This window comes from Aurantivibrio plasticivorans (genome assembly GCF_055392955.1).
Genome location: NZ_AP036020.1, coordinates 3,813,924 through 3,826,022, shown reverse-complemented (window position 1 = coordinate 3,826,022; position 12,099 = coordinate 3,813,924). Strand labels below are relative to the sequence as shown.

15 protein-coding genes are annotated in these 12,099 nt (G+C 54.8%); 14 read left to right on the top strand and 1 reads right to left on the bottom strand.

Going from position 1 to position 12,099, the window contains the following annotated elements:
- The first annotated feature begins 43 nt into the window (after positions 1-43).
- The 14 genes from ACZ5NB_RS17065 (at position 44) to ACZ5NB_RS17000 (ending at position 11,124) form a co-directional block, all read left to right on the top strand.
- Entirely contained in the window at positions 44-595 is a 552-nt protein-coding gene (locus ACZ5NB_RS17065) for a carboxymuconolactone decarboxylase family protein (protein WP_464107648.1), read from the top strand.
- 72 nt (positions 596-667) lie between these two features.
- The gene (locus ACZ5NB_RS17060) at positions 668-1,243 is read left to right on the top strand and encodes a cytochrome P460 family protein (RefSeq protein ID WP_464107647.1); all 576 of its coding nucleotides are present in this window, start codon (positions 668-670) and stop codon (positions 1,241-1,243) included.
- A 148-nt stretch (positions 1,244-1,391) separates the two neighbouring features.
- Entirely contained in the window at positions 1,392-2,066 is a 675-nt protein-coding gene (locus tag ACZ5NB_RS17055) for a glutathione S-transferase family protein (protein ID WP_464107646.1), read from the top strand.
- A 57-nt stretch (positions 2,067-2,123) separates the two neighbouring features.
- Positions 2,124-2,711 carry a uracil-DNA glycosylase family protein gene (locus ACZ5NB_RS17050; protein WP_464107645.1) on the top strand — a complete coding sequence of 196 codons (588 nt, stop codon included), beginning with the start codon at positions 2,124-2,126 and terminating at the stop codon, positions 2,709-2,711.
- An 87-nt stretch (positions 2,712-2,798) separates the two neighbouring features.
- Complete coding sequence (locus ACZ5NB_RS17045; protein WP_464107644.1) at positions 2,799-3,332, top strand: GNAT family N-acetyltransferase; 534 nt, start codon at positions 2,799-2,801, stop codon at positions 3,330-3,332.
- A gap of 222 nt (positions 3,333-3,554) precedes the next feature.
- Positions 3,555-3,857, top strand: a complete 303-nt coding sequence (locus ACZ5NB_RS17040; RefSeq protein ID WP_464107643.1) for an integrative conjugative element protein, RAQPRD family — start codon at positions 3,555-3,557, stop codon at positions 3,855-3,857.
- Between the two features lie 9 nt (positions 3,858-3,866).
- Positions 3,867-4,097 carry a TIGR03758 family integrating conjugative element protein gene (locus tag ACZ5NB_RS17035; protein WP_464107642.1) on the top strand — a complete coding sequence of 77 codons (231 nt, stop codon included), beginning with the start codon at positions 3,867-3,869 and terminating at the stop codon, positions 4,095-4,097.
- A 109-nt stretch (positions 4,098-4,206) separates the two neighbouring features.
- Positions 4,207-4,584: a TIGR03745 family integrating conjugative element membrane protein gene (locus tag ACZ5NB_RS17030; protein ID WP_464107948.1), complete on the top strand. Its 378-nt coding sequence runs from the start codon at positions 4,207-4,209 to the stop codon at positions 4,582-4,584.
- Between the two features lie 35 nt (positions 4,585-4,619).
- The gene (locus ACZ5NB_RS17025) at positions 4,620-5,000 is read left to right on the top strand and encodes a TIGR03750 family conjugal transfer protein (RefSeq protein WP_464107641.1); all 381 of its coding nucleotides are present in this window, start codon (positions 4,620-4,622) and stop codon (positions 4,998-5,000) included.
- Entirely contained in the window at positions 4,972-5,646 is a 675-nt protein-coding gene (locus ACZ5NB_RS17020) for a PFL_4703 family integrating conjugative element protein (protein WP_464107640.1), read from the top strand. The genes ACZ5NB_RS17025 and ACZ5NB_RS17020 overlap by 29 nt, the downstream gene beginning before the upstream one ends.
- Positions 5,646-6,524 (top strand): TIGR03749 family integrating conjugative element protein, encoded by an 879-nt coding sequence (locus tag ACZ5NB_RS17015; protein WP_464107639.1) that lies wholly within the window; start codon positions 5,646-5,648, stop codon positions 6,522-6,524. The genes ACZ5NB_RS17020 and ACZ5NB_RS17015 overlap by 1 nt, the downstream gene beginning before the upstream one ends.
- A gap of 18 nt (positions 6,525-6,542) precedes the next feature.
- Positions 6,543-7,979: a TIGR03752 family integrating conjugative element protein gene (locus ACZ5NB_RS17010; protein ID WP_464107638.1), complete on the top strand. Its 1,437-nt coding sequence runs from the start codon at positions 6,543-6,545 to the stop codon at positions 7,977-7,979.
- Positions 7,870-8,394 carry a TIGR03751 family conjugal transfer lipoprotein gene (locus tag ACZ5NB_RS17005; protein WP_464107637.1) on the top strand — a complete coding sequence of 175 codons (525 nt, stop codon included), beginning with the start codon at positions 7,870-7,872 and terminating at the stop codon, positions 8,392-8,394. Before ACZ5NB_RS17010 ends, ACZ5NB_RS17005 begins: the two co-directional genes overlap by 110 nt.
- 9 nt (positions 8,395-8,403) lie before the next feature.
- A complete protein-coding gene (locus tag ACZ5NB_RS17000) occupies positions 8,404-11,124 on the top strand; it encodes a conjugative transfer ATPase (RefSeq protein ID WP_464107636.1) in 2,721 nt (906 codons plus the stop codon).
- Between the two features lie 11 nt (positions 11,125-11,135).
- On the opposite strand, the gene ACZ5NB_RS16995 is transcribed toward ACZ5NB_RS17000, so the two are convergent.
- On the bottom strand, positions 11,136-11,963 hold the full coding sequence (locus ACZ5NB_RS16995) for a nuclease-related domain-containing protein (protein ID WP_464107635.1): 828 nt from the start codon (positions 11,961-11,963) through the stop codon (positions 11,136-11,138).
- Positions 11,964-12,099 lie beyond the last annotated feature (136 nt).

Below are 12,099 nucleotides of genomic sequence, written 5' to 3'. Positions count from 1 at the left end.
TTTCCCTGCATTCCAAACAATCCCTGCACAAAGGAGATATTCAATGCCACGTATTAACCCCCTTGAAAAACACGAAGTTGATGCCGCCACAGCCACAACTCTGGATGCCGTTGGCAAAAAACTGGGCATGATCCCCAACCTGTTCGCCACTCTGGCTCATGCACCCGCTGCACTAAACAGCTACCTGGGCCTTAGCGATAACCTGGGTAAAGGCGCATTGACCGCCAAGCAACGGGAGATCGTCGCCCTGGCCGTTGCCCAGTACAACCAGTGCCAGTATTGCCTGAGTGCTCACAACCTGATGGGTAAAGGTGCTGGGCTTTCGGAAGATGACATCACCAAAGCCCGCAACGGCAGTGCGACTGATCCGCTCAACCACACCATTGCTGCCTTTGCCCGCGATGTCACCCAGTCCCGGGGTGTTATTCCGGATGATGCATTTAATGTTTACGTTGGACAGGGACTGGCCCCGAGCATGATGGTGGAAATTGTCGCCAATGTGGCTCTGAATCTGTTAACTAACTATATCAATCACCTGGCAGATACTGAAATCGACTTTCCGGTAGTTGATGTTGTCAACAGAACAGCTGCTTGATTTAAAAATGTAGCCCAACGTTGCCGTTAATCGAATGAGGGGTTAACGGCAACTGCAAACCGGAGTTTTACCATGGTAATCATTTATATCCTGTTAATCCTATTTTCCTTTTCCAGCACTGCCCATGCCGATGAAGTGGAACCCGATGCATACCGGACCATTGTTGATCAATCAGGCAACATCACCCTGCCGCAAAATTATCGTCATCAGTGGAGTCATATTGGCTCATGGTTGATTGAAGACCCAGAAGCTCCGGGACATGGCTTCCACGATGTCTATCTGCAATCAGATGCAGTAACTCACTATCGTAAAACCGGGCAGTTTCCCGATGGTGCAGTGATTGTCAAGGAAGTGCGAAAAATTGAGCAAGGTTCTAAAACCACCGGCCAGGCTCAATGGGCAGGTGATATCAAGATCTGGTTTGTGATGATTAAGGACAGCAAAGGCCGTTTTAAAGGAAACCCACATTGGGCAAACAGCTGGGGTTGGGCATTGTTTGAAGCTAATAGTGGTGATGGAAATACCGCTGAGAAAACACTCCCACAGAAAAATGTTTCCATGGGGTTTGCTCCTTCATGCCAAGGTTGTCACACCCCGGCAATGGCAAAGGATTGGGTGTTTATCGAAGGGTATCCCACGTTGAAATAAAAGGGGAGCATCAGATTTTTTGTATTAACGGCGTCCTCTAATGAGTAGCGTTTCTCCTTGAGTAAACACTATGACGTCCAGCTCTGGTTTTGAGATGTATCCTTAGGACCAAACCGAAAAGTATGCGCAAATAGCGGAGATAGACTACATGAACCCTCAACTGAACCTGGTCAGTCATATCTTATGCCCCTATGTCCAGCGCGTGGCAATAGTGATGGCAGAGAAAGGCATAGCCCATAAGCGCCGTGATGTCGATCTCGCCAACAAGCCGCAATGGTTCTTGGATATTTCCCCGCTCGGAAAAACACCGGTCCTGGATGTAGGTGGGCAGGCGTTGTTTGAATCCACGGTGATTTGTGAATATCTGGAAGAAACATACCCCCCCTCTCTCCACCCGGAAGACCCTTTGGAGCGGGCAAGTCATCGATCCTGGATGGAGTTCAGTTCCAATATTCTCAGTAATATAGCGGGATTTTATTCGGCGAGTAATAGCGAACTGTTGAATCAGAAGCGTGATGCGTTGGCATCGCAATTTCGACGCCTGGAAAGTGAGTTATCTATCGCGCCGTATTTCGCTGGTGAAAGGTTTTCCATGGTCGATGCATTCCTTGGCCCGGTTTTTCGTTATTTCGATGTGTTCGAGCAGATCGATGAATTCGGCTTTTTCGAGCATTGTCCAAAGGTACTTGAATGGAGACGATATTTGTCAGCACGGGAGTCAGTGCGAATGGCTGTCATGCCGGACTATCCAGCTCGGCTGTATGATTTTCTACGGAATAAAAATTCCGCGCTGAGTTTGAAAATAGCAAGTCAAAAAAGATGAGGATGTGGTTGTGATCAATAGTTCCCAAACTAAAGAAATGATACTCAGGAAGTTCAGGTGACTGACATTCGGCTGGTCGACGTCATCAATGACGCACGTAACTGCCAGTTGTGTGCCAGGCATTTGCCGCATTCCCCTCGACCTGTTGTCCGGGCAGCTGAGGGAGCGCGCCTGTTGATTATCGGTCAGGCCCCGGGAGCACGGGTGCATACGAGTGGAATCCCCTGGAATGACCCCAGTGGTGAGCGGCTGAGAGATTGGTTGGGTGTAAGCAGGGAGGTTTTTTACGACGAAAACCAAGTGGCGATTGTGCCTATGGGGTTTTGTTATCCGGGCAAGGGGCGTTCGGGCGACCTGCCGCCGCGCCCGGAATGCGCACCGCGGTGGCATGCCGAATTACTGTCCTGCCTGCCAGAAATCCGGTTGACGTTGCTGATTGGCCGATACGCCCAGCAATATTATTTAGCAGACAAGGACATGACCTTGACTGATACGGTGAAAAACTGGCGCGCTAATCTGCCGCAATATTTCCCACTGCCGCACCCATCGCCGCGCAATTATTCCTGGCTGGCGCGTAACCCCTGGTTTGATGCGGATGTTCTGCCGGACTTGAAGCGTTTGACAAAACAATGCTTGCACAGCTGATCAATTACTCTCTGTGAAAAAATTGATGACAAAGGCTTTTGGTGTGAAGAAGACAAACACAAACACAACCACAAAGTGATAGCGTTTATGAGCCAGTACACGATTGAACCTGCACGTGAAGAAGATATCGAACAACTGGCATTCATCGAGCGTTCCGCCGCTGCACTATTTCCTGATGATGTGATTTCGCCTGAAGAAAGGGCTAGTGTCGTTCCGCTGGAGCAGCTGGTTGAGGCAAGGCTCCAGGGCCGCCTTTGGGTTGCGTTGACACAGCTGAATGAACCTGTTGGATTTATCATTGTGGAGCCGGAGGCCGACGCAGGATTTATTGTCGAAGTAGATGTGTTGCCTGAGCATCAGGGCAGGGGATTGGGGCGTGCGCTGATACAGTGTGTCGTTAGATGGGCCCGAAAAGAAGGTTTGTCTCGAATAACATTGACAACATTTAGCGAAGTTCCCTGGAATGCCTCATTTTATGAGCGTTTGGGGTTTAGCCGGGTAGAGAGAAGCCAAATGACAGAGGGGTTAATCAGAAAACTTGACGACGAAATGCACAGAGGATTGCACGGGCGCGTTGCGATGGAGCTTCTGATTGACTCGATTTCCGTAAAAACGATCTGAAGAGATTGTCATCATCATTCTCTTTTTAAAAATTGCCCGAAAAGGATCCGCCATCGCACTCGTGCGGAGCAAACTTACAACGTGGTCTGCCCTGCTTGCAAAACGTTTTTGTAGTCTCAGGCGAATAGTAAAACCACACCACCCACCGAATAGATTTCCCATCGTTCTTCTCAGCTAATTCTCGCACTATGCCCCGTAACAACTCACGGGAGCAGCAGTGTCATGAAACGCCATCTCTGGCTACCTTCTTTTCTGGTTATCGGGTTATTAAGCCCGCCGATCACATTGGCGGATACCGGTGCCGAGCGCGAAGCGCTGGCAAAAATTGTCCACGATCTGAATACCCTTGAGGCAGCCATAAAACAGGCCGAGGCGAATGCCAATCCGGACTCCCGAATTCACCTTCGTTATGACTGGCTGCGTCAGGACCTGAAGCAAATCAAGGATGGTATTCAGTCACACATCGATTCTCCCCGTGCACAGCCACGCACATTCCCGCCGTTGCGCGGCGATTACCGTCGGTAGGTTTTGCTCATGACCGCTGCACAGCAAGCCGCATTCCAAGCTGGATCTGGCATCACTGCAGCAACCCTGTTAACCGCGGTCGCATCGATCGTTCTGCTACTTGCGTTTGTCTGGGTTATCTGGGTTGCCATCGGCACGTTTCGCGCCTGGCAGGAAGGCCAGGCCACGGTGTTCGACCTGACCTGGAGCACGCTGCGAGCGTGCATCGTGTTGATGGTATTGGGTTTCTATCTGCGGTGAGTCGTTCGAGCCAGGACCGAAAAAAGTCCGCTCAGGGCAGGCGGCGTGCCGCAATAGGAGAGGGGGGCGATCCCCATTTTTATCAGCGTTATACAAGAGGACATTGGCTATGGGTACATCAAATACACAACACGGTTTTAGTCAAAGGAACGGGATTGCCCGGTATCTATTGCTGGCGACCACGGCAGCAATATTCCCGTTACCGCTCTGGGCGGCATTGCCGACACCCGTCGCGCCGAGTACTGCGCCGCCAGCGGGCGACTGGATTGGCTTGATTCAGGGCTACATCAAAGATGGCGGTCTCGTACTGGGGCTGGCGATTGCGGTACTGGGCTTTCTTTGGATTGCTTACCTTGGCTTCGCCAAGTTTAACGAAGCCCGCCAAGGCAAGGCGGAATGGGCTGAAGTGGGTGTGCTGGGCATTGTCGGAGCGATTGTGCTGATCTTTGCCAGTTACCTGCTTACAGAAGCCGCAGGCGTCATCTGAGGTGCTACACACCGAGCGCGGGAGAGGAAAAGCCTATGTCTAACGACCATGAAGTCCTGGCGGATCGGCTCAATGCCGAACCCGCCATTTTTAAGGGTTGCTCATCTTCAGAACTGGGCACGATTGTAGGACTGGCCATTGCCGTGTGGTTGCCCCTCAGTTTGTTGCTGGCTTGGCTGCTCGGTGCCATCACCATGGGTTTTGGCATTGCCGGTGTCGGTGTGGTGGCCACGGTGGTTGCCTTGGCGACGCTGTTTCAGCGCATCAAGCGGGGCCGACCTGAAGGGTATTACCAACAATGGTTACGTATTCGCTTGCAGGCAACGGGATTTTATCGGGCACCCTGGGTACTACGTTCGGGCGCTTGGGACATTGGGAGGACGCAGCATGCGCCGTTACCGTCTCGAAATCGATAATGTCCGTGCGCATCTTCGCTCCCTGTGGATCGTCATTGGTTTGCAAGGGCTGATTATCCTCGCACTCTGGATTGGCTGGAGCCAGGCGCCCAAGCAGTTACGTGTCTACGTGCCGCCAGATCTGCGCTCCGGTGCAGTACTGGCGGCAGAGGAGGTGCCTCCGGCCAATGTCTATGCCTTCGCGTTCTACATCTTTCAGCAGCTCAATCGCTGGCCTGAAAACGGCGCAACGGATTATGGTAGCGCGATTTTCCGTATCTCGCCTTATCTCACACCGCGCTATCGCAATGACCTGATCGCCGATATGGAGCTCAAGGCGCGGCGTGGTGAGTTGGCGTATCGGGTGCGGGGTATGCACGAAGTGCCTGGGCACAGTTTTGAGGAGCGCCGCGTTGATGTGTTGTCCCCCGACGTCTGGGTGGTGTGGCTGGATCTGGACTTGCTGGAATCCGTGAAAGGCATGACCGTCAAACAAACCAGTATTCGCTATCCCATTCGCGTGGTGCGCCAGGCGATTGATCCGGAAACCAATCCCTGGGGCCTGGCGCTGGATGGTTATGGCGCTGATGGCCCCCGACGACTCAGCGAATCCGAGCTGTCGGCGCCGAATACAGCCAGCGCCAAGGTCAACAAGGAGCCTTCCTGATGTCTGCCACGCAACTTTCTACGCTTAAACAATGGGCCACACTGGTTTTGCTTTTGGTTCTCTCTGGCGCCAATGCCCATGCGGCTAATCCAGACGCTGCTACATCAGAAACCCATCCAGCCCACGTCGAGGAAATCGACTCACGTGGCCCTGAGCGCGTGGTGTGGCGCAAAACACCCATTGCCATCCCATTGGTTGTTGGCGAGGAGCGGCTGATCCATTTTCCGGAATCGGTGAGTATTGGCCTACCACAGTCGTTGACCGCGAGGCTGCGAAGCCAAAGCATCAACGGCACACTCTATCTTCTGGCTCGGCAGTCTTTTGAATCTACCCGAGTGATGGTGCGCTCAGAAAATGGCGGGCCGTTGTTTGTCCTTGATCTTTCCGCAGCGTTGAGTAGCGAAAAAAGACCGCCACTCTCCGATGTCCAGGTTGTGCTGGAAACGTCCAAGGTGGCGGCGGGCAGTGATGGCTCAGATACTGATAGTACTGAGACAACCACTGGCAATCGATTCTCACCATGGGGCTACGTTGCGTTAACCCGCTACGCGGCGCAACAGCTGTATGCACCAGAAAGACTTGTACCCAATACGCTGGGCGTGGTCGCCATTCCTGTCCAGGTTGCACCGGTCGGTCTGCTTCGTGGCGGTGGCGTGGAAGCAGTGCCAGTGGCGGCCTGGAAGGCGGGTTTGCACTACGTCACTGCGGTCAGGCTGACTAACCACTCCGCCAAGGCGGTCATTCTGGATCCCCGCGAGCTGCGCGGTGCCTGGTTGGCGGCCACGTTTCAGCACAACCGTCTACTGCCGTCGGGAACAGACGAAGATACCACGGCCGTGTATCTGATCTCCGACCGGCCATTCGATGTGGCATTTTGATGAGCAGAGGTCATTAGCATGTCGATGGTTACCAGCAATCGTTTATTACCCATTCTCGCCGGCACCGTGCTGCTTTTGACGGTGTTTGTGGCGATCAAGTCCTGTTCGCCCGATGAAGCGCAGCCACACCTCTTGGATGCTGTACCACAGGCTCCCAAACCGGATGCCGATACACCCGCTGACACGATCAAAACCTTAACGGCGAATGTCAGCGCCATGACGTCGGAGCTCAATGCTCTGCGAAGAGATAACACCACGCTCAAGCAGGAAAATCGGGATCTGATCGAAGACCGTCAGCAGATTGAAAACAATGTGTTGTCCCGGTTGCAGCAATCGCTTGAATCCAAGCGCACTGATGAGAACTCTCAGGCCTCGACGTCAGCGATCGCTGCATTGACCGCCAGGGTGGACGCTCTGGCAAATCGCTACGGTACACCTGCACAACCGTCGATCGCTGCCGGTTCTGATATTCCGATCGGTCTTGGTCTGGATGGTGTGAGATCTTCGGCCCCGGAATCGGATGCGCTCGTGTGGCTCGGCCCGCTGGAGCTCACCCCATCACCTGACAGCGATAAGGAGACGTTGCTCAACCGTTTCAGTCGCACAGGGCGCACCGCATTAGATCAAGCGAGTCCGTCGGTGCAGTCGCTGGTGGACAAAGGTGGCGCAGCGATCAATAGCTCATTGCCGGTCTATACCGTGCCGCGCAACGCGACGCTAATTGGCTCCATCGGCATGACCGCCCTGGTGGGCCGGGTACCGATTCAGGGACAGGTGCGCGATCCCATGCCTTTCAAGGTCATTACCGGCAAGGAAAACCTGGCCGCCAACGGACTGCGCATACCCGGTATCGAAGGCATGATCTGGAGCGGCACCGCCGTCGGTGACTGGACGCTCTCCTGCGTGACCGGAAAATTGGAGTCGGTGACCTTCGTGTTTGAGGACGGCACCATCCAAACCATTTCGTCTGATGAAAAGTCTGGTGGTAGCAACCAACTGGGTGGTTCCAGTGGAAGCAGTAATAAACCACTGGGCTGGATTTCGGATGCACGGGGTATCCCCTGTATTACCGGCGAGCGCAAGACCAATGCCCCGGCATTCCTCACTCAACGCATTGGCATAATGGCACTTGAAGCCGCCGGCGATGCCGCCGCGCAAGCCGAAACCACCACCTTGATCAGCGATTCGGGTAACGCCACCAGCGTGGTCTCCGGTGAGACCGGCAAATATGTGCTGGGCAAAACCCTGAGTGGCGGCAGCGACGAGGTGGCGAAGTGGTTACGGGAGCGCCAGGCGCAAAGTTTCGATGCGGTCTTTGTACCCGCGGGCGTCGAGCTGGCAATCCATGTCGACCATGAACTTCCCATCGATTTCCATTCCAACGGCAGGAAACTCCATCATGAAACGAATCTATTCCAACACGCGACAACTACCACTGGTTCTGGTCTGGATTAGCCTGGTGATGGTCGGCTGCGCCAGCACCAAAGAGACTGTGTTGCCCCAGGACGGCCCGACCATGAAGTCCATTTACGACCAGCACATGGTGGACGTTCAGAAGCCCGACCATCGGCGCGCAATCGGTGGTCAGCCATTACCGCAATCGGGTATCGAGCACTATCGTGGCTTTGTGCGGGAAGCCGCCAATGAGATCGATACCGTGTTTCCGCGCCTGCCCAACCCCACGCTAGTGATGTACATCTTTCCCCACCTGTCAGTCCGCGAGCGCACACCCGTGCCAGGTTATGTCACCACGTTTCCCTTTTACGAATCAGTGGAGTACGCACTGCCTGGGGAAATGCCCGGGGAAGTGTCCGGGGAGCTGTCCCCAGAGCCGCAATCGGCAGCGGACCGCACTCAGTCAGACCGATAGGAATTCCCGATGCCAGCAAAAAAAACCGATCAGCGCGATGGCGCGCCAATAACCAGCGCTTCGATCAAGCAGCAGTATGAACGACCGCCTTCCTTTACCGATCTGTTGCCCTGGATGGAATACATTCCCGAGAGCAAAGCCTTTCTGTTAGAGGATGGTCTCAGCATGGGGGCGTTGTTCGAGATCACCCCGGTCGGCTGTGAAGCCAGAACACCGGTGTTTATGTCGCAACTGCGAGATGCGATCCAGATCGCGATCAACGAATCCATACCCGAACGTGATGATGCGCCCTGGGTACTGCAGGTCTATGTGCAGGATGAGCCTCGGCTTCATCGCTTCAATGCGTTATTGGAGCACTATCCATCCCAAGCGGTCCGCGATTCTGTCTATTCGCAGCATTACCAGTCGGTGATGGCGGACCACCTGCGGGCGATCTCTCGCCCCGGGGGACTGTTTGATGACACGACCGTCACCGGGTCTCGCTGGCAGGGGCAGCAGCGACGCATTCGTGTGGTGCTCTACCGTCGCCTTAAACACGGTGGTAAAACACCCGATGCCATTGAAATGGAAGAGGCGCTCAACGATGTGGCCATTAAATGGTTAGCCTCGTTGGCCTCGGTAGGTATCAGTGGTAATCGGATCGACGGTCAGGCTTTTTATGAGTGGTTGTTACCCTGGTTCAACCCTCGGCCGGACATGGCACATTGTGATCCGCAAACCTTGTTGCAGATGGCACCTTACCCCGGGGATGAGCACCTGCCGTTCGGCTATGATTTTGCCGAGCAACTGACCCTGTCGATGCCGCGCTCAGACGAGGCTACGGCGAGCTGGCTGTTCGACAACATGCCGCATACCGTGGTGACGGTTCAAAGTTTGCGGCGCACACCGGACATCGGCCATTTCACCGCCGAGCGCCAGGCGGGGGATCAGGTGTTTTCGCTGTTCGATCGCTTGCCTGAGCATACGGTCATGGCCATGACCATCACCATCAAACCCCAAGACACCACCCGCAATCACATTGCCCAGATCAAACGCGCCTCCGTGGGGGATTCGGCGGAAGCCTCCATCACCCGTGAAGACGCTGAACAGGTGGAGCGGGAGATGGCCCAAGGTAACAAACTCTACCCTGTGAACCTGGCGTTCTACGTGCGCGGGGAGGATCAAAAAGCCCTGCGCGCCAACCTGAATCGACTCAATGCGCTGTTGCTGCCCAACGGCCTGCAGCCGATCACCCAGGAAGCGGATTTGTTGGCACTGGACAGTTACATCCGCAACCTGCCCATGGCCTTTGATGTGGAGCTGGACAAGTCGCGGCAGCGATCGCGTCTGATTTTCTCGCGACATATCGCCAATCTGGTGCCGTTCTACGGACGCTCTCGTGGGACAGGACATCCAGGCCTGGTGTTCTATAACCGCGGTGCCGAACCACTGGTGTTTGACCCGCTGCACCGGGATGATCGCAAAAAGAATGCCCACATGCTGATTTTGGGACCGACCGGGGCGGGCAAGTCGGCGCTGCTGGTGTATCTCCTGCAACAGATGATGGCGCGTCACAGACCCCGCATCTTCATTATCGAAGCTGGGGGCTCGTTTTCCCTGTTGGGGCAGCACTTCGCCGGCCACGACTTATCGGTCAATCAGATCACCCTCAACCCCAATGTCGATGTCAGCCTGCCGCCGTTTGCCGATGCCCTGCGCCTGCTGGAGCGACGTCAGGCATTTAGCCCACTGGAGGTTGATGATGCGGCCTTGGAAGCGTCGCTGGACGATGAGGATGTGGAGGATGAGGGAGGCAGTCGGGACATTCTCGGTGAAATGGAGATTGCCGCACGCATCATGATCACCGGCGGCGATGAGCGCGAGGACACCCGCTTGACCCGAGCGGATCGTCTGCTCATCCGCAATGCCATCTTCCTTGCCGCTAAAACGCTGAAGGAGACCAGTCGAACGCAGGTGATTACCCAGGACGTGGTCGATGCTTTTCAGGCCATCGCCACGAACCGGGAGTTGCCCGAGCACCGGCGTAACCGGGCGTTGGAGATGGGAGACGGCATGGCACTGTTCTGCTCGGGCCTGGCTGGGCATTTTTTTAACCGGCCGGGGCAATCCTGGCCGGAAGCCGATGTCACCATCCTCGAAATGGGCATGCTGGCGCGCGAGGGCTACGAGGATCAGCTGACCGTTGCCTACCTGTCCATGATGAGCCATATCAACGACCTGGTGGAACGCCACCAACACGATGATCGTCCCACACTGGTGGTCACCGACGAAGGTCACATCATCACCACCAATCCGCTGCTGGCCCGTTACGTTGTGAAGATCACCAAGATGTGGCGCAAGCTCGGGGCCTGGTTCTGGATCGCCACACAGAATCTGGAAGACTTCCCGGACGCCAGTCGCAAGATGCTCAACATGATGGAGTGGTGGCTGTGTCTGGTGATGCCGAAAGAGGAGGTGGAGCAGATCGCCCGCTTCAAGGATCTGAATGATGAACAGCGCAACCTGCTACTGTCGGCTCGCAAGGAACCGGGGAAATATGTGGAGGGCGTGGTGCTGGCCGACAAGGTCGAAGCCCTGTTTCGCAACGTTCCACCGGCCCTGTCACTGGCGCTGGCCATGACGGAAAAACACGAAAAGGCCGAGCGCGCCGCCATTATGCGTGAAAAGAACTGTTCCGAACTGGAGGCTGTCTACGAGATTGCCCGGCGTATTGAGCAGGCGCGCGCCTAGCGATCAATTGCTCAGGAGTGCTTCACAACACCACGGCAGGCCGGGTAGGTTACGCATCCCCAAAATTGATTGCCGGCATTCTGGCCTTTACGGGCCGTTCTCAGCACCATGTCACTGCCGCAATTGGGGCACTGTATTGGGTGTTGAAATGTCGTTGATGCCGGAGTAGTTGGCGGCGTTGCAGGGGGCACGGGGTTTGATGTGGCAGTTCTACTCCGCAGATGATTGACGTGTTGCCGGTTGGTGGAAAACCCTCGCTGTAATCTCAGCTGTTCGATGTGTGCCGTCACGGTCTCCACGTCGGCCTGACTGAGTATCACTTCGCGCCGCGCCTTGATGTAGCGGATATACCCACCGGCATAAACCACATTGGTCGGCATCTCCGTTTTGAACGTCGAATCACCGACAAACACCACCAGTGAGAAAATGGCAGAAGCCGGAATATCCAGAAGGGCTTCCAGCGTTTTGATGTGTTTATAGTTCTGGTGCAGTGGATTTTGAAACTTATTGGTGTGCTTATAGATCTTCTGCGTCCAGGTTTTCTGGTTAGCTGAGCCGAATATCCATCCCTTCATGTTTTTGGTTTCAATCACGAACACCCCGTAACGTGACACGATGATGTGATCGATCTGTGTGGTACCACCATCGGTCGGTAACGTGACATCCTTGATCAGGTGGTACTCGTCCTTGGGCAGAAATAGCCGCGCGGCGGTATTTACCAGAAATTCACCGGCCAGGCCTTTGAACCACGGTGATTTGAGGATGCCAGCGAGAATGGCTAAGGGTATGAGATACCACAGGGCGCCGAAGACCTGTTGGATGATGGGACTGAAATCCATTCCTGTTTAATTCCGTTATGAATGTCCCGCCATTATAGAAACCTCGTATCCCTCCGGCCAGAAACATCGACACATCGCGTCTGGATTAACCGTATATCCGCCATTGGCCATCCTCCACCATAAGCACCTTTCCACA